We start from the raw sequence: 19736 nt of genomic DNA, 5'->3' as shown, positions 1-19736 counted from the left end.
CGGCTGGCCAAATAACGAAACTCTATGCTTTCCAAAATATTCGCGCCGCCATTTACTGTCAAACGAATTTGGAAAGTTTGGATGTTCCATAAGATGGGCTGTCACCCAGGTAACATGATTATGAGGCGTTCGGGATCGAGGGTGCCTGCTGGGCGCACATGCTGCGCGACCGAGTTTCCGAGGCAACGACAGGCCAGGCCCCTAAAGCCCGGCCTGTCGCATCTCGTTCGCCAGAAACTCGGTGAAGACCTTCACCTTGGGCAGCAACAGACGATTGGTGGGATAGACCACGTAGATGCCGCGCTCGGCGAGCCTGTGGCCGGGGAGGAGTTGGCAGAGCTTGCCCTCGGCGAGCAAGGGCTTCGCGATGAAGGAGGGCAACACGCCAATGCCGATGCCCGCCTGGATCATTTCGCTGAGCATCAGGCTGTTGTCGGCGACGAAACGCGTGGGCAGGTCGATCATGACGGCGCCGTCGGGCCCTTCCAGCCGCCAGCTGCCGGGTTGGTCAGCCAGGCGATAGGTGAGGCAATGGTGGCTCTTGAGGTCGCCAACGGCTGCGGGCGTGCCGTTGTCCGCGAGATACGACGGGGCGGCACAGATGACTTGGCCGATGTCGCCGAGCCGCCGGGCGATCAGCGACGAATCCGTCAGCGTCGCGCGCACCCGGATGGAAACGTCGAAGCCTTCCGAAACGACGTCGAGCACGTGGTCGTCGAGCGTCATGTCCACTTTCAGCTGCGGATGCAGCGCCATGAAGCGCGCGAGCATGGGCGCAAGCACCGTCAGGCCGAAGGACAGCGGCGCATTGAGCCGCAGCCGGCCGTTGATTTCGCCGGCTTCGCCGGACGTGGTGCGCTCCAGATGGTCGAGCTCGTCCAGGAGCCGGCAGCATTCGGAAAAGTAGGCGCGCCCGTTTTCCGACAGGCTCATCCGCCGGGTCGTGCGCACGATGAGCACCGTCCCCAGGCGCTCTTCCAGTTGCCGGATCTGCTTGCTGATCGAGGCGTTCGACTGTCCGAGTTCTTCGGCCGCCTTGTTGAAGCTCTGAAGCTCTATGACGCGTCGGAACGAACGCATGGCAGCCAACAGGTCCATATTTTCTCCAGAGCGAATTATGTTTTCCATCCATCGCTGATTATTCGCGCCAGCGCCAGCAATAAGGTGAACCCAGCTTCCTGATGTCGCGGGAAGACCAGAAGAAGGAGTTCATCATGTTCAACACCACAGCCCTGGAGCGTCTCATGGTCGCTTCTCTCGTCGCCGGCCTCTTTGGCGGCACGGCCCTCGCGCAGGAGGTCGGCAAGAGCCCGTGGGGGCCGAAGGACGAGATCGGTCGGCTCAACCTGATTACCCCGGAATCCCGCGCTGCCATTCTGTCGCGGATCGAAGGGAACAAGTCCTACGACCTCGCGGTCGAGTATTTCATCGGCATGCCCAGCTGGGAGGCAGCTGGCGACCCGCCCTATCAGATGTGGATGACGCACACGCCGAATGGCACCCTGGTCTCCGATCCGATGAAGGTCGGCAAGGAGATGAACACGCATGTCAGCTACAGCGGCTCTGCGGTGTCGATGTATGCGCATATGGGCACGCACATCGACGCGCTCAATCACTTCGGCCTGAACGGCAAGATCTGGAACGGCTATGCCGCCGCCGACCACCTCGGGGACCAGGGCTGGACCGTCACCGGCGCCGAAAAACTGCCGCCGATCGTCGCGCGCGGCGTGATGATCGACGTTGCTGCGGCCAAGGGCATGCAGATGCTGCCCGACAACTACCGGATCACCCGCAAGGATCTCGAAGAAGCGCTGAAAAGTCAGGGCGTGACGCTGGCGGAGGGCGATGTCGCCTTGATCCGCACGGGGCGGATGCAGAACTACGAAAACAAGTCCGCCTATATGAGCAATCCTCCCGGCCTCAGCATCGACGCGGCAAAGTTCCTCGTCGAGGACGGCGGCGCCATGGTGGTGGGCGCAGATAACCTAAGCTTCGAAGCCTTCCCGGCCGAGACGGAAAACAACTACATTCCCGTGCACACCTACCTGCTCGCGCAGCAAGGCGCCCCGATCATCGAACTCATCAATCTCGAACAACTGTCCAGGGACCGGATCTACGAGTTCGCCTTTGTCGGCGCGTCGCTGAAGTTCCGCGGCGCGGATGCAGCCCCGATCCGGCCGGTCGCATTCCCGTTGCGATAGGCGGATGCCGTTAGGTCATAATCCGCTGACGCGATTGCCGCGGGATTGAGACCGCGGCAATCGCCATTTCTGAAACAAGCGCCGCCGAAGTACCTGTCGCACGGCGACGTCGATGCATGATAAATCTTGACATTGCACGAAAATGCACGAAATTGCCCGACCAAACGATAGCCTTGTCATGGAGGGCAGGATGAGCATTGCGCACCGGATTCAAGTGGAAGACGTCACCATTCTCTCGGATGATTGGTACGTCCTGAAGAAGACCACCTTTTCCTTTCTGCGTGGCGACGGGAGCTGGCAGCGGCAGTCACGGGAGACCTACGATCGCGGCAACGGCGCGACGATCCTGCTCTACGATCCGGTCCGCCGCACCGTGATCCTGACCCGGCAGTTTCGCTATCCGGCCTTCGTCAACGGCCACGACGATCTGCTCGTCGAGGCGCCGGCGGGACTGCTCGACAATGCCGAACCGGAAGCGCGCATCCGCGCGGAAACGGAGGAGGAGACGGGCTTTCGCGTGCGCGACGTACGACAGGTTTTCGACGCCTTCATGAGCCCCGGATCGGTTACGGAGCGCCTGCATTTCTTCGTCGGCGAGTATCAGCCCGGCGACCGCACGTCGCAAGGTGGCGGCAATGAAGACGAAGGAGAGGATATCGCCGTCCTTGAAATCGGCATCGATCAAGCGCTTGCGATGATCAGCTCTGGCGCCATTCGCGACGGCAAGACGATCATGCTGTTGCAATATGCCGCCTTGAACCTGTTCCCCGGCTCAACCCCGATTGCTGCAGTGGCAGGCTGAGGCGATCGCGTCGCCAGAGCCGGCGGTCGGAACACTGCTAGGTGACCGACGAGCGTGCTGCCGCTCCAGCGTCTACGGAGATCCAGGCCGCTCCCGTGTGACCGTGGTGGAAACCATTCGAAAACGGTCTGTCCGGATAGACATCGGCAAGATCCGCCTGTGCCTCACGCGGTGAGCGCCGCCCGGAGATGACATCGTCGAAGATGTGCGCCACGGCTGCCATGTCGCAATCCTGCGGCGACAGCCGAATGCGGGAAACGCCGGCGGCGGTAAGCTCCGGCAGTTCCTGCATCAGCGACTGGCAGGTGTGTGACATGGTCTGGACGCCGTTCAGCGCCAGGAAGGGCTGGCTGTCGAGGGTCTCGACGGTCAGGCCATCCGGATCTTCGCCACAGATGAACTGGCAATTGTCCTTGATCAGCCCCTTGGAGCGGGCATGGGCGCAGCGCGCCGAAATCGCCAGCGGCACGCGGCCGAAGGCGAAGACCTCGAAATTCACCGTGGGGTTCTCGGCAATGATGCCGCGCACCGACGCCATTGGCAGTTCCGGCGGCAGACAGATGCTGGTGGCCCCTCTCGCTGCCAACAGCCTTGCCGTGGGACCATTGTAGACGTTGACCAGCGGCCCGATCGAATGCGGCCTGCCGGCAAGCAGATGCAGTGCGGATAGGTCATTGGCCTCGATTGGATGGGCGCTGTCGCGCACCAGCGCGCGCACGAACTGGCTTTCGCGTTCCAGCGTCACCAGCGCGAGCGAGGCGAGGCTCATTTGTTTGCCGGCATTCTCCAGCCGCTCGATGACCTCGGCGACATGCGGCTCGATGAAATGCAGCCGCTTCGAGCAGACGGCTTCGCCGATCGTCACATGGGCGATCGGAGCCTCGTCGGCGATGCGGAAGTAGAAGTCGCGCCATTTGGGGCCGTCCCAGAGATAGTAGACCGGGCCGAGGCTCAGGACGGGTTTGGATGGGCTTGTCGATATGGTCATGGGCCGATTACCTCCAGCGCTTTTCGTAGGCGCCCGTCGTTGTCTTCTGGCCTTCGCTGAGCGCCTTCAGCCGCGACACCAAGGCAGGTCGCTCGGCGACGCCGGCGGTCAGCGCCCGCCGCATGACCGAGACGACCTCGGCGACATAGGCCTTGCCGCGCTGCCGGCCCTCGATCTTCAGCGCGCTGACGCCAGCAGCGCGCAGCGCATCGATATGGTCCATGACGTCGAGCGAAACCGGATCTTCGAAGGCGTAGCCGCGTTCATCGGCAATGTCGAAACGGCCCTTGCAGAGCGTCGGATAGCCGGCCGCTTCGCCCGCCGGGAAGCGGTTGATGGTGTAATCGCCGAGCTCGGACACCAGCTCGCGTCCGTCCTGGCGGTAGCGCACATGGCTCGCGGGCGAGCAGACACCGTTCATGTTGGGCGACTTGCCTGTGGCGTAGGAAGAGAGCGAACAACGCCCCTCGGCCATGACGCAGAGGCCGCCGAAGGCAAAGACTTCGATCTCGCAATCGATCTGCCTGGCAAGGCGGGCGATGTCGGCGATCGTCAGCGTGCGCGGCAGCACAACGCGTTTTGCCGCAAAAGCTTCGACGAGGAAGCGCACGGCATCGGCGTTCGACGCCGAGGCCTGGACGGAAACATGCAGCCGCTGCTGCGGATGGCGTTCGACCGTGTAGGCCATCAGGCCGAAATCGGCGAGGATGACGGCATCGGCGCCAAGTGCTGCGGCATCATCCACCGCCTGATGCCAGAGCGTCTCCTGGCCGGCGCGCATGAAGGTGTTGATCGCGACGAAGGTCATCACCCTGCGCTGTTTGGCATAGGCAATGGCCGTCCGAAGTTCGTCGCGGGAGAAGTTCAGGCCCGGAAAATTGCGGGCGTTCGTCTCGTCGCGAAAACCGCAATAAACCGCGTCGGCGCCGGCATCGACGGCTTCGCGGAAGGCGGCGGGCGTGCCGGCGGGGCAGATCAGTTCCATCGGGGAGCCTCTTCCTTGAGAACACGGCCAAGCGCGCGCTCGCGGATCTGTTCTCCCGCGCGGCGCACGAGCGGCGCCAGCGGCCCGGCCATGTCGGCGAGATCGCTTGGAAGGTCGATCTCGCAGTCGTCGAGCGCGTTGCGCAGCGCCAGCATCGCCTCCATGTCGCCACTGACGGCAAGATCGCGCGAGAAGAAGACGGCGTCGCCGTCGATGCGGCCCTCGAGCAGCGCCAGAAGCAGCACGAGTTCGCCTTCCATGCAGGCATCGGAAACTGGCGCGCGCTCCTTGCGATGCACGGTGATGCGCGGCACGTCGGGTTCGACAAGGAAGCCGATCGGCAGGTCCGACGGCAGGAAGGCGTAGCGCTTGGCTGCGTGATCCGCGAGACGGTCGAAGAGGCCCGGATGGCTCTCGATCACGCGGGCAAAGACGCGCTGCACCATGCTTTCGATGGCGATGATGGGAACGAAGCTTAGGGGGGCGGTGATCGCGAGCGGAAGTGTCATTTGCTACCTGTGGAGCGTCGGAATCGAACGATGCGACGCATGCTAGTCGCCCGCTGCCGACCGTTGTTTGCGCCACGTCAAAGACAAGGGCCATTCGCCGCCACAAACAGGCTCCATGAACAGGACCTTTCGCCCGTCCAAGGGCTTTGCAACGCTTCAGGATTTTGTCGACGCGCTCGAGCGCGAAGGCGATTTGAAGCGGATTTCGCGACCGGTTTCGCTGGTGCATGAGGTGACCGAAATCCACCGCCGCGTGCTTGCCGCCGACGGGCCGGCGCTTTTCTTCGAGCGGCCGGTCGATGCGACGGGCGCCGCACAGCCGATCCCGCTTCTGACCAATCTCTTCGGGTCGGAACGCCGGATCGAGCGTGGTTTCGGTTTGGCGCCGGGCGGGCTCGATGCGCTTGCGGGTGAACTTGCGGAACTGCGCGATCCGAGAGCGCCGCAGTCGCTGCGCGACGCCTGGGATCGGCTGCCTCTGCTCCGATCGGCGATGTATATGCGGCCACGAAAGGTAACGCGTGCGCTGTGTCAGGAGGTCGTCTGGCGCGATCAGGAAATCGACCTCGGACGCCTGCCGGTTCAATGGTGCTGGCCGGGCGAGCCGGCGCCGCTCATCACCTGGCCGCTGGTGATAACCCGCGCGCCGGATGATCCGCTCGATGTCAATGTCGGGATTTATCGCATGCAGGTGCTGGGGTCCGATCGTGCCATCGTGCGCTGGCTCGCCCACCGCGGCGGCGCCCGTCACCATCGCTTGTGGCAGCGCCTGGGTCAGGACATGCCGATCGCCGTCGTCATCGGTGCCGACCCGGCGACGATACTTTCTGCGGTCATGCCGCTGCCCGATGGCTTGAGCGAACTGAATTTCGCAGGGCTGCTTCGGCGCGGCAGGACGCAACTCGTCAACGCGAAGACCGTGCCGCTTTCGGTGCCGGCCAATGCGGAGATCGTGCTGGAGGGGATGGTCTCAGCGAGTGAAACCTCGGAGGAGGGCCCCTATGGCGATCACACCGGCTATTATAATTCGGTGGAGCCGTTCCCGGTCATGCGTCTGTCGGCGATCACCATGCGCCGGAATCCGCTCTATCTTTCCACCTATACCGGCCGACCGCCGGACGAGCCTTCGCGGCTCGGAGAGGCGATGAACCGGCTGTTCGTGCCGCTTGTTCGCAAGCAGTTTCCGGAGATAACCGATCTCTGGCTGCCACCCGAAGCCTGCTCCTACAGAGCCATGGTCGTTTCGATCGACAAGCGTTATCCGGGACAGGCCAAGCGCGTGATGATGGGGCTTTGGTCTGTCCTACCGCAGTTCAGCTACACCAAGCTAATTATCGCCGTCGATCCGGATATCGACGTGCGCAACTGGTCCGACGTTATGTGGGCGCTTGCCACCCGCTTCGATGCCAGCCGCGACGTGACCGTGATCGAGGGGACACCGATCGACTATCTCGACTTCGCGTCGCCGCGCTCCGGCCTCGGCGGCAAGCTCGGGCTCGACGCCACCAACAAGATCGGCGCCGAGACCGACCGCGAATGGGGAAGGGTGCTCGAAATGTCGCCGCATATCCAGAGCCAGGTCGATGCGATCTGGGCCGATCTCGGGCTTGGAGGCTGACGCGATGAACCGGTTGAAGATCGTCCTTGGTGTCACCGGCGCTTCGGGTGCGGCGATTGCCGTTCGCATCGCCGAGCGGCTCAGCGAAATCGAAAGCGTCGAGCTGCATCTGGTCCTGTCGCCGGCGGCGCATCGCACACTCGCACACGAGGTCGGCACAGAGGCTCTTTCGTACCTGCTGCGTCTGGCCGCCCGGGCCTATGACCATGCCGATATCGGCGCGACGATTGCGAGCGGGTCGTTTTCGACGGCCGGCATGATCGTGGCGCCGTGCTCCATGCGCACACTTGCGGCGATCTCTGCCGGCATGGCCGATAACCTCGTGGTGCGTGCAGCCGACGTGCATCTGAAGGAGCGGCGCAGGCTGGTGCTGATGGCACGCGAGACGCCGCTGCATCTCGGTCACTTGCGCAACATGTGCGCCGTCACCGAAATGGGGGCGATTGTCATGCCGCCGGTGCCGGCCTTCTATCATCGGCCTGAGAGCGTCGCGGCTATCGTCGACCATCTGGCGGCCCGGGCGATCGACCTGCTGGCGCTGCCGATCACCCCGCAGGCTGTGGCCTGGCAGGGTGAAGACCAAAAATCATCGTGATCTAGAAGAGGGTGGCCTGAAGCAGCGGATCAGCGCCGAACAGCAGCTCGTGACCGCCAAGCAACAGCCACGCGGCAATCGCGACGGTGGCAAAGGCGGCGATGATCATCACGGGATCGGCGCGCAAACGGGTTTCGCCCCGGATGATCGCTGCAAAGGGCCAGACTGACGTGCCCTTCGAGGCCGCTTGCCAGCTCTCGCCCAAACGTCGGCGGGCGCGCTTTTCAAGCATGAAGAAACCACCGACGGAAAACAGCGCGAAACCGCCGAAAAGCACCAGCGCGCGCAGGTCGCCATTGGGCACGATGTGGCCGGCGGCCCAGAGCAGGAAGCCCCAGAGCACCGGGTGGCGGGTGATCGTCACGATGGCGCCGGGCCGTTCGTTTCCCCGATAGATCGAGATCGACAGTGCGTTCTCGCTGAAGAGGCCGGCCAGCACGAGAAAGATGCCGAGTGGTGCCAGCACGAAGGTTACCCAGGCCTGCCAGGCTGCCGGTTCCCAGAGCGGGATGAAATCGAGCTGAAGGGCCGCGTGAAAGACGAAGCCGAGAGCGAGCACGGACAGAAGCGAATAGACCGCGAAATAGGTCGAGCGGCCGAGCCGGTCAATCAGCCCTTGGCGCAGGGCCGGCCAGGCCGGCACCAGATGGAGCAGCAGGAAGACGGCGAAGGCGAGGAGAAAATAGGTCATATCGGTTGTCTCACGCATGGCGCCAGAGAAGCAGGCGCTCTGTTGCGACATGGCGGCGAACAGTTTCGAAGAAGCCCCGCAGCATGTAGCCGATCGCATCCCAGCTGAGCGATGCCCTGTTGTCGAGCACAGCCTTCAGCACGCGCACAGTTCGACGGCTGCCCGATCGTCCTGGTCATGCTCGGCGCGCAGCCGCGCGATCAAGGCGTCGCGACCGTCGTCCATCGGCTGATCTTCAACCGCCGGAAACAGAATCATCTCCTCCAGCGCGTGGACACGCCTCAGCTTCTCCGGCAGCTCCGTCATGATCATGCGGCAGCTCGTCAGGTCGATGCGGCGCGGGATGGAATCGGCAAGCGTCTCGAGGCGATCACACAGGGACAAAAGCTCGCGATAAGCCTGCCCCAGCTCGTGATGTTCTGAAAATTGCTGCTGCATCGATCTGCTCCGTTGCGTGTTGGTTCGAACTACACCCGACGGCCATGATCCTCTTTGACATTTCTCAAAGTTTGCAGATCAGCGATCGAGAAAGAGAACGATGGCGATAGCAACGGAGGAGAGGATCGCCGACAGCGTCGCGCCGCGCTGAAGCACGCCCATGCGATAGAGCACGAGGGCGAAGACGATGATGATGGGGGTAGCGACGGAAAGGCCGATCTGTGCGTCTGTCATCGGAAGGCTCCTTTGTCGTCAGCCAATAGCCCCGCCCCTTGGCAGCTTCTTTGCTCAATCGCAAAGACAGGGTCAGCGCCCGCGCCTAGCTCGAACGATGTTTTTTCAACGGAGGCGCTGACATGGATGCCCGCAGTCATCCGATTGCCGCAACGGCGGAAGAGGACACGACGGACGCCTTGCTGCTCTGGGTGCTCGTCTGGAGCGAACTTGCCGCCTTCGGCATTCTGCTTGTCGGTTTCCTGATTGTGGGCCTTCTTCAGCCGGACGCGTTTGCCGCCGCCCGCTCGCATCTCGATCCGCTGCTTGCCGGTATCAACACGTTTGTCCTTCTGACAAGCGGCTGGCAGGCGGCCTTGGCGACGAGGCCGAGTGCATCGCTTAAGCAACGTCGGCGGGCGCTGGTAAATGCAGCACTTTTCGGCTTCGCCTTCGTGGGGATCAAGCTCTTCGAATATAGCGCCGAGGCTGGCGTTGCCGGCGATCCTCGGTTCGGTTCCTTCTTCGAACTCTACTTCCTCGTCACCGGCTTCCATCTGCTGCACGTCGTCTTCGGTGCCTTCGTGCTCATCATCGTTGCCTGGCGACCGAAACCCGGCAATGTCGCGCTGATCACCACGCTCTGGCACGTGATCGATCTGGTCTGGATCGTGATGTTCCCGCTCGTCTATCTCGTGTGAGTGCCATGACCGATCGCAATCCCCGGCAATTGTTCAACACTTGGCTGCTGCTTGCCGGAGCCGTGATTTCGGGCATGGCGCTGATGACGATCGCCGGGCCGGCCGCTCTCGTCACCGCCGTGCTGCTCGGGCTCGCGATCGTCAAAAGCCGATACGTCGCGCTCGATTTCATGGGGCTCCGGCAGGCGCCGTCGGCCCTTCGTCTTGGCCTTTTGATCTGGCCCGCAGCGCTCGTCCTTGTCGCCGCAGCGAAGCTGGTCCTGAGCACTGTTCTCTTCAGCTGAGGCGACCCGCGGACTTGTTTGCCGAAACGCAAAGAAGCCGCCGCCGATTTCCCTAGACATGGGTTCGCCCCGATTGTTGCCAGCGCAGGAAATGCATCGCCGCACGGGGAGAGGGGATCAGATCAGCCGGCCGCGCTCTCAGCGGCCATCTGAAATCGAAAGGACCACGTGATGGCAGAACGCCTCACCAAAACCGGGGCCCGTAACGTCTTTTACGGCGGGTCCTTCTTTTTCTTCGCAATCTTTGTCGGGCTGACCGCCCACAGCCACTACTACATGCGCACGACCTCGACGGATGAAACGACGCTGACCGATGCGGTCGCCCGCGGCAAACACATCTGGGAAAAGAACTCCTGTATCAACTGCCACACGCTTCTCGGCGAGGGCGCCTATTTCGCGCCCGAGCTCGGCAATGTCTGGAAGCGCTTCGGCGGCGAGGCCGATCCTGACGGCGCCCGCGATACGTTCAAAGCCTGGATGGCCGCCCAGCCGACCGGCATCGAGGGACGGCGGCAGATGCCGCAGTTCAATCTCACCGAACAGGAACTCAACGACCTCGCCGACTTCCTCGAATGGACGAGCCGCATCAAGACCCAGAACTGGCCGCCGAACGAGGCAGGCTAAGCGAACCGATTGGAGTGTGACACCATGAAATACCAAACCCAAAAGGTCGCGATGCTCTACTTCTACGGAGCGCTCGGCCTGTTTCTCGCCCAGGTGCTGTTCGGCGTGCTTGCCGGCACCATTTACGTCCTGCCCAACACGCTCTCCGAGCTGCTGCCCTTCAACATCGTGCGCATGGTCCACACCAACGCGCTGATCGTCTGGCTGCTCATGGGCTTCATGGGCGCGACCTACTACCTGCTGCCGGAAGAGGCGGAAACTGAGCTCTACAGCACGAAGATCGCCGTCGCGCAGTTCTGGATCTTCCTGATCGCCGCAGCGATCGCCGTCGTCGGCTACCTCATGCACATCCACGAGGGCCGTGAGTTCCTCGAGCAGCCCTTCGCGATCAAGGTCGGCATCGTCATCGTCGCGCTGATGTTCCTCTACAACATCACGCTGACGGTGCTGAAAGGCCGCAAGACGACCGTCACCAACATCCTGATCTTCGGGCTCTGGGGCGTGGCGATCTTCTTCCTCTTCGCCTTCTACAATCCGATCAACCTGGCGCTCGACAAGATGTACTGGTGGTATGTCGTCCATCTCTGGGTCGAAGGCGTCTGGGAACTGATCATGGCATCGGTGCTCGCCTTCCTGATGATCAAGCTCAACGGCATCGACCGTGAGGTCGTCGAAAAGTGGCTCTATGTCATCGTCGGCCTGGCGCTCTTCTCCGGTATCCTCGGCACGGGCCACCACTATTACTGGATCGGCGCACCGGGTTACTGGCAGTGGATCGGTTCGCTGTTCTCGACACTGGAAGTGGCCCCCTTCTTCACCATGGTGGTCTTCACCTTCGTGATGACCTGGAAGGCCGGCCGCAAGCATCCGAACCGCGCAGCCCTCCTCTGGTCGATCGGCTGCTCGGTCATGGCCTTCTTCGGCGCCGGCGTCTGGGGCTTCCTGCACACGCTGTCCTCGGTGAACTACTACACCCACGGCACCCAGGTGACCGCGGCCCACGGACACCTCGCCTTCTTCGGCGCCTATGTGATGCTGAACCTCGCGGTCATGGCCTACGCCATTCCGGAAATCCGCGGCCGTGCGCCCTATAACCAGTGGCTGTCGATGGTGAGCTTCTGGATCATGTGCACCGCCATGTCGGTCATGACCTTCGCGCTCACCTTTGCCGGCGTCCTCCAGGCGCATCTGCAGCGCGTGCTCGGCGAAAGCTACATGGACGTCCAGGACCAGCTGGCGCTGTTCTACTGGATCCGCCTCGGTTCCGGTGCCGTCGTCCTGATCTCGGCGCTGATGTTCATCTGGGCCGTTCTGGTGCCCGGGCGCGAGCGCAGCGAGACGCTCGCCGGTGTCGTCCAGCCCGCCGAATGACCGACCAGCCGGCGCGGCTCGCCGCGCCGGCATCTCCCCAAGAATTCCCAGCATGGAGACTTGCCATGAGCCTTGTCCAATCTGCCGTCAGTCGCGCGGCGCTCGATATCCCCGCCTATAGCCCCTCCGGCAATGAATGCGCGCTGTTCGAGAGCGCCTGGGTGCGGCAGCTGCCGCTCCTTCTGAAAGGACCGACCGGTTGCGGCAAGACCCGCTTCGTCAGCCACATGGCAGCGAAGCTCGGCCTGCCGCTTTCGACCGTTTCCTGCCATGACGATCTGGCCGCCGCCGACCTCACCGGCCGCTATCTGTTGAAAGGCGGCGATACCGTCTGGGTGGACGGTCCGCTCACCCGCGCCGTGCGCAACGGCGGCGTCTGCTATCTCGACGAGATCGTGGAGGCTCGCAAGGACGTGGCCGTCGTCCTGCATCCACTGACCGACGACCGCCGCATGCTGCCGCTCGAGCGCACCGGCGAACTGCTCGAAGCACCGTCGAGTTTCATGCTGATCGTTTCCTACAATCCCGGCTACCAGAACCTGCTGAAGAGCCTGAAGCCCAGCACAAGGCAACGTTTCGTGGCGATCGAGTTCGATTTCCTGCCGCGCAACGCGGAGATTTCAGTCGTTTCGCAGGAGAGCGGACTGCTGGAGAGCCAGGTGGCGCCGCTCGTCAACCTCGCGCAGCGGCTGCGCGCCCTGAAGGGGCATGACCTCGAAGAAGGCGTGTCGACCCGGCTGCTCGTCTATTGTGCCTCGCTGATTGATGCCGGCATGCCGGTCAAGGATGCGGTGCGCGCCGCGATGATCGAGCCTCTGACCGACGAACCGGATGTGCGCGCAGCACTTCTCGAAGTGGCCGGTTCGCTGATCGCGTGAGGTGAACCATGCTTGATTTCCTCGAGCTCGAAGAAACCGTCGGACGGGCCTGGCACCGTTTCGTCGGCAACACCAGAACCAGGCGGCGTTATCCGGAAGAGGCGGTGAAGCTCGCCGACATGCTGCCGGTGCTCGGCGTCTCCTTTCGCGGACATGGCGGCGAGGCGGCGGTGCAGATCGTCCCCGCTCGCGGACGCACGTCGACCCATCGCCTACGGTGGCGGCAGCGAATGGGGCTCGGCGAAGAAAAACTCGTCCAGCCGGCGCGCGACCACGCGTCGCTGATGCTGCCGGGCGAGATCGACCTTTTTCCGACGAAAGACCTGAACCGGGATCTCTATCACTGGCTCGTCGCCTATATGGCGACGATGCCGGTCGACCCGGTCAACGAAATCGATCCGCTCCGTCGTGATCTTGCGCTGGTATCGCGCGCGCTCGAAACGGTCGAAGAAGTCTTCCAGCGGTTCCCAGGCCTTAGGCGGCGCTATCGGCGTCTCGCCGAGGCAACACTTGCCGAGCGGCAAAGGGGGGCGTTGCCGTCGGTCGAGCAACATCTCGAAAACCGTATCCTGCGCCTGTTGCGCAAGACGACGGGGGAAGCAGACACCACGCTGCCGTTCATTTTCCCGCACCGCGCGCCGCCCGGCTACCTGCCGATGCTGCCGATGCCGCTCTGGCCGGATACGATGCTGCGCACCGAAACCACGACCACGCGCGACGAAGATGTTGCCGCGGCACCGGGCACGCAGAGTGCGGGCGCCGAGGTCGAGCGCCATGTGGCGGTGCGCGAAAATCCGGAGAACCGCAAGGGCGAACGCAGCCCCTTCATTCTCAATCGCTTCGAGAAGATCCTGGCCATGGCCGAGATGGTCAATGTCGACCGGCCCGGCGACGACAGCGACGACCACGACAGCAAGGCTGCCGAGGAACTCGACGACATGACGCTCGGCGAGCGCAAGGGACGGCCCTCGGCACGCTTCCGCTTCGATCTGGATCTGCCGCCTGAAGCCGTCGACCCGACGCCGCTGACGGCCGAACTGACCTATCCCGAATGGAACTACCGGACCGGCCAGTACCTCAAGGACCATTGCCGCGTGCTGGCCATGCCGGCTTCCGCCCAGGAAGAGCGGACGGAACTTACCGAGGAAAGCAGGAGCCTTATCCGCCGGGTGCGGCGCCAGTTCGAAGTGCTGCGCCCGCGGCACGAGATGCTACGTGCACAACTCGACGGCGCCGATCTCGATCTCGACGCGGTCGTGCGCGCCCGCACCGATCTCGCGGCCGGCGGCCAGGGCAGCGACCGTATTCATCTGATGAGCCGACCGCAGGTGCATGATCTGGCAGTGACGATCCTCGTCGACGTGTCGCTGTCGACCGATTCCTGGTCCGACAACCGGCGGGTGCTCGACGTGGAAAAAGAGGCCCTGCTCATCCTTGCGCACGGGCTCTCGGCCTGCGGCGACAACCACTCGATCCTGACCTTCACCTCAAGGCGGCGCGACTGGGTGCGGGTCGAAACCGTGAAGGCCTTCGATGAGGCGATGGGGCCGCTGGTCGAAGCGCGCATCGCAGCGCTGAAGCCCGGCTACTACACGCGCATCGGCGCCGCGATCCGGCATGCCTCGGCCGAGCTTCGTCGGCAGCCGAACCGCAAGAAGCTGTTGCTGGTGCTGACCGACGGCAAACCCAACGATATCGACCACTACGAGGGGCGTTTCGCGCTTGAAGACAGCCGCCGCGCGGTCACCGAGGCACGGCGCAGCGGCATCAACACCTTCGCCGTTACTGTCGACCGGGAGGCGAAGTCCTACGTGCCCGCCATGTTCGGCCAGAACGGCTACGCCGTGGTCGGCAACATCTCGCGGCTGCCGGCGGCACTGCCGGCGATCTATCGCAATCTGGTGGGTTGAACTCCAATAGCAAAACTCGGAGGCTGGCATTCGTCGGCCCCCGGGTGAGGGCTCCTTGTTCCGAATGCCGATCGCGGCTACAACCAATCGCCCCCTCATCTCTGCGTTGTTTTGGCCCTGGCGGCATCTGGCCGTGAGACCTTCAACTGCACCATTCTCACAGAAGTTGACGCATGTTTGAGATTCGTAGCGCAAGAGACGAGGACCATCCGGCGATCGTCGAGCTTTGGCACCAGGGGTGGTATCAAGCTCATGCCCATCTCGTTCCAGCAGGGATATTGCCGTTTCGCACGCTGGCGCATTTTTCCCTTTGGCTGGCACAGGCTGGCGACGAATTCTACGTCGCTGTAGATCAGGGCGTGCTCGGGTTTGTTTCGGTAAAAGGTTCCGAGATCGTGAAGCTCTATGTCGGTGAGAGCGCTCGCGGAACCGGCCTGGCAAGCGCACTGCTCTCCTTCGCCGAGGCATTCCAGCAAAAGAGGGGTGTAGAAGAAGCGGAACTGTTTTGCACCGCGGGCAACGCGCGTGCCCAAGCGTTCTATGAGCGGGAAGGATGGCTGCTATCCCGCTCGTTTGTAGACACCCTCTGGCTTCCAAAGGACGTCACGGGCCGGTTTACCGTTGAAACCCACCACTATCGCAAAACGTTAAAGCCGTCAGGCTGAAGGGTTTCGCTCGAACTGGTCAGTCACGCCGCCTTGCTGTGCACCCTCTGGGACTCGTCGATATAGGCATCGAAGGCCGCGGCCACCGCGCGGATGACGAAGCGGTGTTCGGGGCGAACGGAGATGATGCCATCGGTGATATCGATCACGCTATCCTTTCGCAGTTCGGCCAATTTGCCGTTGCCTTCAATGAGCGATTGCCAGTCCCGGCCATGCGCCACGGCGATCGCGGAAATATCAGCGTTGAAATCGCACATCAGCCGTTCGATGATCGCTGCGCGCAGACGGTCCTCGTCGGTCAGCCGGTAGCCCTTGGTGGTTGCGAGGCGTCCCGATGCGATACGGCTTGCATAGACGCCGGGCGGCACCTCGTTCTGGACATAACCGTCGCGCGAGCGGCCGATTGCCGAGGCGCCGAAACCGATCAGGGTCTCGCAGGTGTCGGTCGTGTAGCCCTGGAAGTTGCGGCGGAGTTGCCCAGCCTCCTGTGCGGTGACGAGATCGTCGTCAGGAAGCGCAAAATGATCGAGGCCGATCTGGCGGTAGCCAGCTTTGACCAGCGCTTCCCTGATCGCCATCGCCTGTTCGGCGCGGGCGGCACTGTCGGGCAGCGCGTTCTCGTCGATCATGCGCTGGTGCTTCTTGAAGCTCGGCACATGGGCGTAGCCGAAAACCGCGAACCGTTCCGGCCGCATCGAAACGGCCGCTTCGACCGTCTCGACGCAGGAGCGCACCGTCTGATGCGGCAGGCCGTAGATCAGGTCGAAATTGATCCCACCGATGCCCGCGCCGCGCAGATGGTCGACGGCTTCGGCCGTCTGCTTTTCGCTCTGGATGCGGTTGATCGCCTTCTGCACGACGGGATCGAAACTCTGCACGCCGAGGCTGGCACGCCTAACGCCGCCTTCGCCGAGCGCCTCGGCCATGGCGAGCGTCAGCCGGCGCGGATCGATCTCGACGGCGACATTGGCCGATGGTGCCAGCGCTAAACGCTCGCTCATCAGCGCCATCAGCGCCAGGAATTCACGCGGCTCGATGATCGTCGGCGTGCCGCCGCCAAAGTGTACCTCCGATACTGGAAGCGGCCGGCCAATGGTATCGGCGACCATGCGGATCTCGTCCCGGAGCACATCGAGATAGTCGATGATCGGATCGTCCTTCTTGGTGATCGTCGTGTGGCAGCCGCAGTACCAGCACATGGAGCGACAGAAGGGAATGTGCAGGTAGAGCGACACGTCCTGCCCATCCGGGATCGCCTTCAGCCAGTCGCTGTAGGTGTGATCGTCGACATCAGCGGCAAAGCGCGGTGCAGTTGGATAACTCGTATAGCGCGGCAGGCGCATTTCACCATATTTCAGGAGCGCGGAAGCTAACATTTCGTCCTCATCTGGGTGGCGATGGATGCAGCTTTTCTAGGCCGTGCGGGCCGGTATCTCTTTGCGAAAAGTCAAGGACGGGGCTGGTCTCGGCCAAAGCGAGATTTGTTTGCGCTTCGACAAAATGTCGCGGCGGCACTGTCGCTAGTTTGTGGAAATCCGGGGCGTGTGCGCCGGCGTTTCCCGGATCATCATTAAACGACGGCGCTCAGAAGCGGATGACCATGACCATTGCAGAGACCGACAAGCCCTTCATCGATGTGCGGACGATCCCGCCGGTAGAACGCCATCCGAAAATCTTCGGCATGTTGAACGCGCTTGCCGAGGGCGGCGCCTTCATCATCGTCAACGACCACGATCCGCGCCCGCTGCACTATCAGCTCGAAACCCGCTATCCGGGCGAATTCACCTGGGAATATCTCGAGCAGGGACCTGACGTCTGGCGTGTGGAAATCGGCCGGCAGCAGTCCTCTGGCTGTGACTGCTGCTGCGGCGGGCACTGAGCCCCTGGTGTCCTTCAAGAGCGGGGTGAGAAAAAGCGTGAGTCATTTTCCGCTCCCATCCCGCTCTCACTTACCAGAATCGATCGCGCTTGCTTGGCCTAACCAGCGCCATCGTGATCCGAGGGTTGAACCACCATGTTCGCAGCCACGCTATCCCGCTGGACCATGTCCTATTTCGCGGCCGCGCTGATTTTCCTCGTCCTTGGCGAGACCATGATGGTCCTCGGCTTCGGCTATCCGGTCTTGGCCCTTGAGGCGCCCGAAACGCTGGCGCTCGTCCATGTTGTCGTTCTGGGTTGGCTGAGCCTGCTGATGACCGGCGCATTGCTGCAATTCGTGCCTGTTCTCGTCGGCCAGCCGCTATCCTTGCCGAGCGTCGCTTTGCCGGCGCTGCTCTTTCTTATCGTCGGCATCGCCAGCCTGGCGCTCGGTTTTATCAGCCTTTCCGGCGCGATCGATCTTCCGGTGATGCTGCTTCCTCTTGGAGCCGCTTTCTCGATCGTCGGCTTTTCGGTGCTCGGCTTTTCCTTCGCGGTCACGCTTTGGCATTCACGCCCCCTGCCACTCCCGGCCCGCTTCGTCGCGGTCGGCCTTGCCGCTCTCTTCGGCACAATGCTGCTCGGCGGCGTCTATGCCGGTGTGCTCTCGGGCCTGATCGACGCGGAGGGTGCGATCGACCTCACGGTCGACGGTCTTTCCCTACATGCTTCGCTCGGCCTTTGCGGCTGGTTGAGCTTCAGCACGATGGGTGTCAGCTATCGGCTTTTGACCATGTTCATGTTGTCGCCGGACAAGGAACGGACGAGCAGCCGGCTGGTCTTCGCGCTCGGCACCCTTTCCCTCGGCCTTCTGGCGGCAGCAGTGCCTGTCATTCTCGTGGGCAGTATTGGCCGCTCGCCGCTTCTCCTCCTTGCCGTCGGTTCCGGCGTGGCCGTGGTCGCGATCTATGTCAACGATATCCAGCGCATCTATCGCGAACGCCGGCGCAAGGCGATCGAGCTCAACAGCCGCGCCAGTATCGGCGCCTTCGCATCGCTCGTCGCCGCGAGCCTGCTCTTCGTCGCGCTGCTGGTCGCCGGCCGCCTCGGTGAAGCTATCGGCGCTGTCGTCTATCTCGTCGCTTTTGGCTGGCTGACGGGCATGGGCCTCGCCCAGCTTTACAAGATCGTACCGTTCTTGACCTGGCTCGAATGTTACGGGCCGGCGCTTGGGCGCATGCCGACCCCGAGGGTGCAGGACCTCGTCAGCGAAACGTCCGCCCTTCGCTGGTTCCGGCTCTTTTATCTGACGATCGCGGTGGGCACGCTCGCGCTCCTGATCGGCAGCGCGCCTCTCTTTCGTTTTGCAAGTCTCGGCCAGTTGATTGCCGTCAATGCGCTCATCCTTGAGTTCGTGCGAACACGGCGACTGATCAACGTTCCGGCCGAGCTTCGATTGCCTGACGGACTAGTTCGGCCAGGCCTGTTTCTGCCATCCATTCCTCACGGAGGTTCCCATGAGCCAAGATCCCTATGAACTCGACGTACGGCCGCACTTGCGCGGCGGCAGCGATCCGTTCCAGGCCATTATGAATGCAGTCGATAGCCTCGCGCCGGGCCAGGCGTTGAAGCTGATCGCAACCTTCCGGCCCGTTCCGCTTTTCAGCGTCATGGCAGGTCGCGGCTTTACCCATCAGGACCGCCCGCTCGACAATGGCGACTGGGAGGTTCTGTTTACGCTGGAAGGGGAGGTCGAGGGGATCAGGCTTTCGGCCGGTGAAACGGAACTCGACACCTGGCCCGACCCGAGCCGGCAGCTCGATCTGACGGAGCTCGATCCGCCTGAACCGATGGTGCGCATCCTGGCGACGGCCGAGAAGATGGCCGAAGGCGAGGTTCTGTTCGCGTTGCTCGCACGCGAGCCGCTGTTCCTCTATCCGGAACTCGCCAAGCGCGGCCACAAATGGGCGGGCAATTTCGATACGACCGGTGAGACCTATCGGATCCTCATTCGCATCGGAGGGAGACGTTCCCATGTCGGCGCCTGAAAACCTGAACCTCGAAGCCAAGATCCGCGATGCCTTGCGCATCATCATCGACCCCGAAATGGGCGGGAACGTCGTCGATCTCGGCCTGATCTATGACATCGACGTGCAGGAGGGCGGCATTGTCCGCGTCACCATGACGACGACGATCAAGGGCTGCCCGGCGACCGCGTTCCTAAAGGAAGCGGTACAGAACTGCGTCTGGTATGTGCCGGGTGTCGAATATGCCGAGGTCCGGCTGACGTACGAGCCGCAGTGGACGCCTGACATGATCGCCGACGGCGCGTTGGAACTTGGCCACGGCAGCATCTTCTAGGACCAGCCTTCTAGAAAAGAAAAGGCGCCGCAGATGCGGCGCCTT

Annotated in this window: 24 protein-coding genes; 15 read left to right on the top strand and 9 right to left on the bottom strand. The window is 62.8% G+C overall.

From position 1 onward, the window contains the following. Positions 1-201: 201 nt before the first annotated feature. Complete coding sequence (locus OKW20_RS29525) at positions 202-1098, bottom strand: LysR family transcriptional regulator (protein WP_429177965.1); 897 nt, start codon at positions 1096-1098, stop codon at positions 202-204. Between the two features lie 116 nt (positions 1099-1214). Here OKW20_RS29525 and OKW20_RS29520 point away from each other — a divergent pair, with 116 nt between their 5' ends. Further along, complete coding sequence (locus OKW20_RS29520) at positions 1215-2201, top strand: cyclase family protein (RefSeq protein ID WP_429177963.1); 987 nt, start codon at positions 1215-1217, stop codon at positions 2199-2201. Between the two features lie 190 nt (positions 2202-2391). Further along, a complete protein-coding gene (locus OKW20_RS29515; RefSeq protein ID WP_429177961.1) occupies positions 2392-3003 on the top strand; it encodes an NUDIX domain-containing protein in 612 nt (203 codons plus the stop codon). Positions 3004-3040: 37 nt separating this feature from the next. On the opposite strand, the gene ubiV is transcribed toward OKW20_RS29515, so the two are convergent. Genes ubiV through ubiT form a run of 3 tightly spaced genes read right to left on the bottom strand, consistent with a single transcriptional unit; the run spans position 3041 to position 5485 of the window. Further along, complete coding sequence (ubiV, locus tag OKW20_RS29510; RefSeq protein ID WP_429177959.1) at positions 3041-3991, bottom strand: ubiquinone anaerobic biosynthesis protein UbiV; 951 nt, start codon at positions 3989-3991, stop codon at positions 3041-3043. 7 nt (positions 3992-3998) lie between these two features. Further along, the gene (gene ubiU, locus OKW20_RS29505) at positions 3999-4976 is read right to left on the bottom strand and encodes a ubiquinone anaerobic biosynthesis protein UbiU (RefSeq protein ID WP_429177957.1); all 978 of its coding nucleotides are present in this window, start codon (positions 4974-4976) and stop codon (positions 3999-4001) included. After that, positions 4967-5485 carry a ubiquinone anaerobic biosynthesis accessory factor UbiT gene (gene ubiT / locus OKW20_RS29500; protein ID WP_429177955.1) on the bottom strand — a complete coding sequence of 173 codons (519 nt, stop codon included), beginning with the start codon at positions 5483-5485 and terminating at the stop codon, positions 4967-4969. Before ubiT ends, ubiU begins: the two co-directional genes overlap by 10 nt. A 115-nt stretch (positions 5486-5600) precedes the next feature. Between ubiT and OKW20_RS29495 the strand changes: the two genes are divergently transcribed. Together OKW20_RS29495 and OKW20_RS29490 are read left to right on the top strand one after the other, a co-directional pair. Further along, a complete protein-coding gene (locus OKW20_RS29495) occupies positions 5601-7103 on the top strand; it encodes a UbiD family decarboxylase (RefSeq protein ID WP_429177953.1) in 1503 nt (500 codons plus the stop codon). 4 nt (positions 7104-7107) lie between these two features. Then, positions 7108-7698: a UbiX family flavin prenyltransferase gene (locus OKW20_RS29490; protein WP_429177951.1), complete on the top strand. Its 591-nt coding sequence runs from the start codon at positions 7108-7110 to the stop codon at positions 7696-7698. 1 nt (position 7699) lies between these two features. Here OKW20_RS29490 and OKW20_RS29485 read toward each other — a convergent pair whose 3' ends face one another. The 4 genes from OKW20_RS29485 to OKW20_RS29470 form a co-directional block, all read right to left on the bottom strand. After that, positions 7700-8389, bottom strand: a complete 690-nt coding sequence (locus tag OKW20_RS29485; protein WP_429177949.1) for an NnrU family protein — start codon at positions 8387-8389, stop codon at positions 7700-7702. Between the two features lie 10 nt (positions 8390-8399). Beyond that, positions 8400-8531: a hypothetical protein gene (locus OKW20_RS29480; protein WP_429177947.1), complete on the bottom strand. Its 132-nt coding sequence runs from the start codon at positions 8529-8531 to the stop codon at positions 8400-8402. Beyond that, positions 8525-8827: a hemerythrin domain-containing protein gene (locus tag OKW20_RS29475; protein ID WP_429177945.1), complete on the bottom strand. Its 303-nt coding sequence runs from the start codon at positions 8825-8827 to the stop codon at positions 8525-8527. The genes OKW20_RS29480 and OKW20_RS29475 overlap by 7 nt, the downstream gene beginning before the upstream one ends. Before the next feature lie 78 nt (positions 8828-8905). Beyond that, a complete protein-coding gene (locus OKW20_RS29470; RefSeq protein WP_089044838.1) occupies positions 8906-9061 on the bottom strand; it encodes a hypothetical protein in 156 nt (51 codons plus the stop codon). Between the two features lie 122 nt (positions 9062-9183). Between OKW20_RS29470 and OKW20_RS29465 the strand changes: the two genes are divergently transcribed. The 7 genes from OKW20_RS29465 (at position 9184) to OKW20_RS29435 (ending at position 15473) form a co-directional block, all read left to right on the top strand. Further along, positions 9184-9741, top strand: a complete 558-nt coding sequence (locus OKW20_RS29465; RefSeq protein WP_429177943.1) for a cytochrome c oxidase subunit 3 — start codon at positions 9184-9186, stop codon at positions 9739-9741. A 5-nt stretch (positions 9742-9746) separates the two neighbouring features. Beyond that, positions 9747-10025, top strand: a complete 279-nt coding sequence (locus OKW20_RS29460; RefSeq protein ID WP_429177941.1) for a cytochrome C oxidase subunit IV family protein — start codon at positions 9747-9749, stop codon at positions 10023-10025. 171 nt (positions 10026-10196) lie between these two features. Continuing rightward, a complete protein-coding gene (locus OKW20_RS29455) occupies positions 10197-10649 on the top strand; it encodes a c-type cytochrome (protein ID WP_429177939.1) in 453 nt (150 codons plus the stop codon). A 24-nt stretch (positions 10650-10673) separates the two neighbouring features. Next, a complete protein-coding gene (locus tag OKW20_RS29450) occupies positions 10674-12020 on the top strand; it encodes a cbb3-type cytochrome c oxidase subunit I (RefSeq protein WP_429177937.1) in 1347 nt (448 codons plus the stop codon). Positions 12021-12085: 65 nt separating this feature from the next. Beyond that, positions 12086-12898: a CbbQ/NirQ/NorQ/GpvN family protein gene (locus OKW20_RS29445; protein WP_429177933.1), complete on the top strand. Its 813-nt coding sequence runs from the start codon at positions 12086-12088 to the stop codon at positions 12896-12898. A gap of 8 nt (positions 12899-12906) precedes the next feature. Next, positions 12907-14808, top strand: a complete 1902-nt coding sequence (locus tag OKW20_RS29440; protein WP_429177931.1) for a nitric oxide reductase activation protein NorD — start codon at positions 12907-12909, stop codon at positions 14806-14808. 173 nt (positions 14809-14981) lie between these two features. Beyond that, the gene (locus OKW20_RS29435; RefSeq protein WP_429177929.1) at positions 14982-15473 is read left to right on the top strand and encodes an N-acetyltransferase family protein; all 492 of its coding nucleotides are present in this window, start codon (positions 14982-14984) and stop codon (positions 15471-15473) included. 23 nt (positions 15474-15496) lie between these two features. Here OKW20_RS29435 and hemN read toward each other — a convergent pair whose 3' ends face one another. Beyond that, positions 15497-16849 carry an oxygen-independent coproporphyrinogen III oxidase gene (gene hemN, locus OKW20_RS29430; RefSeq protein ID WP_429177927.1) on the bottom strand — a complete coding sequence of 451 codons (1353 nt, stop codon included), beginning with the start codon at positions 16847-16849 and terminating at the stop codon, positions 15497-15499. Between the two features lie 224 nt (positions 16850-17073). Between hemN and OKW20_RS29425 the strand changes: the two genes are divergently transcribed. The 4 genes from OKW20_RS29425 to OKW20_RS29410 all read left to right on the top strand — a co-directional run bounded on the left by OKW20_RS29425 (position 17074) and on the right by OKW20_RS29410 (position 19691). After that, positions 17074-17352, top strand: a complete 279-nt coding sequence (locus OKW20_RS29425; protein WP_156134081.1) for a DUF2249 domain-containing protein — start codon at positions 17074-17076, stop codon at positions 17350-17352. A gap of 135 nt (positions 17353-17487) precedes the next feature. Continuing rightward, a complete protein-coding gene (locus OKW20_RS29420; protein WP_429177925.1) occupies positions 17488-18867 on the top strand; it encodes a hypothetical protein in 1380 nt (459 codons plus the stop codon). Further along, entirely contained in the window at positions 18848-19378 is a 531-nt protein-coding gene (locus OKW20_RS29415) for a DUF2249 domain-containing protein (RefSeq protein WP_429177923.1), read from the top strand. The genes OKW20_RS29420 and OKW20_RS29415 overlap by 20 nt, the downstream gene beginning before the upstream one ends. Beyond that, entirely contained in the window at positions 19365-19691 is a 327-nt protein-coding gene (locus tag OKW20_RS29410; RefSeq protein ID WP_429177921.1) for a metal-sulfur cluster assembly factor, read from the top strand. The genes OKW20_RS29415 and OKW20_RS29410 overlap by 14 nt, the downstream gene beginning before the upstream one ends. Positions 19692-19736: the final 45 nt, after the last annotated feature.

Origin of the sequence: Ensifer sp. LBL (genome assembly GCF_050435225.1) — a bacterium.
Classification (GTDB): Bacteria; Pseudomonadota; Alphaproteobacteria; order Rhizobiales; family Rhizobiaceae; genus Ensifer.
Note: the sequence above shows the minus strand (reverse complement) of the source record. Positions and strands in the feature narration are given on the sequence as shown.

Coding starts and splice junctions, on each gene's coding strand:
- OKW20_RS29465 (WP_429177943.1), top strand. CDS start 9,184: ATGGATGCCCGCAGTCATCCGATTGCCGCAACGGCGGAAGAGGACACG.
- OKW20_RS29515 (WP_429177961.1), top strand. CDS start 2,392: ATGAGCATTGCGCACCGGATTCAAGTGGAAGACGTCACCATTCTCTCG.
- OKW20_RS29445 (WP_429177933.1), top strand. CDS start 12,086: ATGAGCCTTGTCCAATCTGCCGTCAGTCGCGCGGCGCTCGATATCCCC.
- OKW20_RS29485 (WP_429177949.1), bottom strand. CDS start 8,389: ATGACCTATTTTCTCCTCGCCTTCGCCGTCTTCCTGCTGCTCCATCTG.
- ubiV (WP_429177959.1), bottom strand. CDS start 3,991: ATGACCATATCGACAAGCCCATCCAAACCCGTCCTGAGCCTCGGCCCG.
- ubiU (WP_429177957.1), bottom strand. CDS start 4,976: ATGGAACTGATCTGCCCCGCCGGCACGCCCGCCGCCTTCCGCGAAGCC.
- OKW20_RS29525 (WP_429177965.1), bottom strand. CDS start 1,098: ATGGACCTGTTGGCTGCCATGCGTTCGTTCCGACGCGTCATAGAGCTT.
- ubiT (WP_429177955.1), bottom strand. CDS start 5,485: ATGACACTTCCGCTCGCGATCACCGCCCCCCTAAGCTTCGTTCCCATC.
- OKW20_RS29495 (WP_429177953.1), top strand. CDS start 5,601: ATGAACAGGACCTTTCGCCCGTCCAAGGGCTTTGCAACGCTTCAGGAT.
- OKW20_RS29455 (WP_429177939.1), top strand. CDS start 10,197: ATGGCAGAACGCCTCACCAAAACCGGGGCCCGTAACGTCTTTTACGGC.
- OKW20_RS29420 (WP_429177925.1), top strand. CDS start 17,488: ATGTTCGCAGCCACGCTATCCCGCTGGACCATGTCCTATTTCGCGGCC.
- hemN (WP_429177927.1), bottom strand. CDS start 16,849: ATGTTAGCTTCCGCGCTCCTGAAATATGGTGAAATGCGCCTGCCGCGC.
- OKW20_RS29470 (WP_089044838.1), bottom strand. CDS start 9,061: ATGACAGACGCACAGATCGGCCTTTCCGTCGCTACCCCCATCATCATC.
- OKW20_RS29435 (WP_429177929.1), top strand. CDS start 14,982: ATGTTTGAGATTCGTAGCGCAAGAGACGAGGACCATCCGGCGATCGTC.
- OKW20_RS29475 (WP_429177945.1), bottom strand. CDS start 8,827: ATGCAGCAGCAATTTTCAGAACATCACGAGCTGGGGCAGGCTTATCGC.
- OKW20_RS29425 (WP_156134081.1), top strand. CDS start 17,074: ATGACCATTGCAGAGACCGACAAGCCCTTCATCGATGTGCGGACGATC.
- OKW20_RS29415 (WP_429177923.1), top strand. CDS start 18,848: ATGAGCCAAGATCCCTATGAACTCGACGTACGGCCGCACTTGCGCGGC.
- OKW20_RS29460 (WP_429177941.1), top strand. CDS start 9,747: ATGACCGATCGCAATCCCCGGCAATTGTTCAACACTTGGCTGCTGCTT.
- OKW20_RS29450 (WP_429177937.1), top strand. CDS start 10,674: ATGAAATACCAAACCCAAAAGGTCGCGATGCTCTACTTCTACGGAGCG.
- OKW20_RS29410 (WP_429177921.1), top strand. CDS start 19,365: ATGTCGGCGCCTGAAAACCTGAACCTCGAAGCCAAGATCCGCGATGCC.
- OKW20_RS29440 (WP_429177931.1), top strand. CDS start 12,907: ATGCTTGATTTCCTCGAGCTCGAAGAAACCGTCGGACGGGCCTGGCAC.
- OKW20_RS29490 (WP_429177951.1), top strand. CDS start 7,108: ATGAACCGGTTGAAGATCGTCCTTGGTGTCACCGGCGCTTCGGGTGCG.
- OKW20_RS29520 (WP_429177963.1), top strand. CDS start 1,215: ATGTTCAACACCACAGCCCTGGAGCGTCTCATGGTCGCTTCTCTCGTC.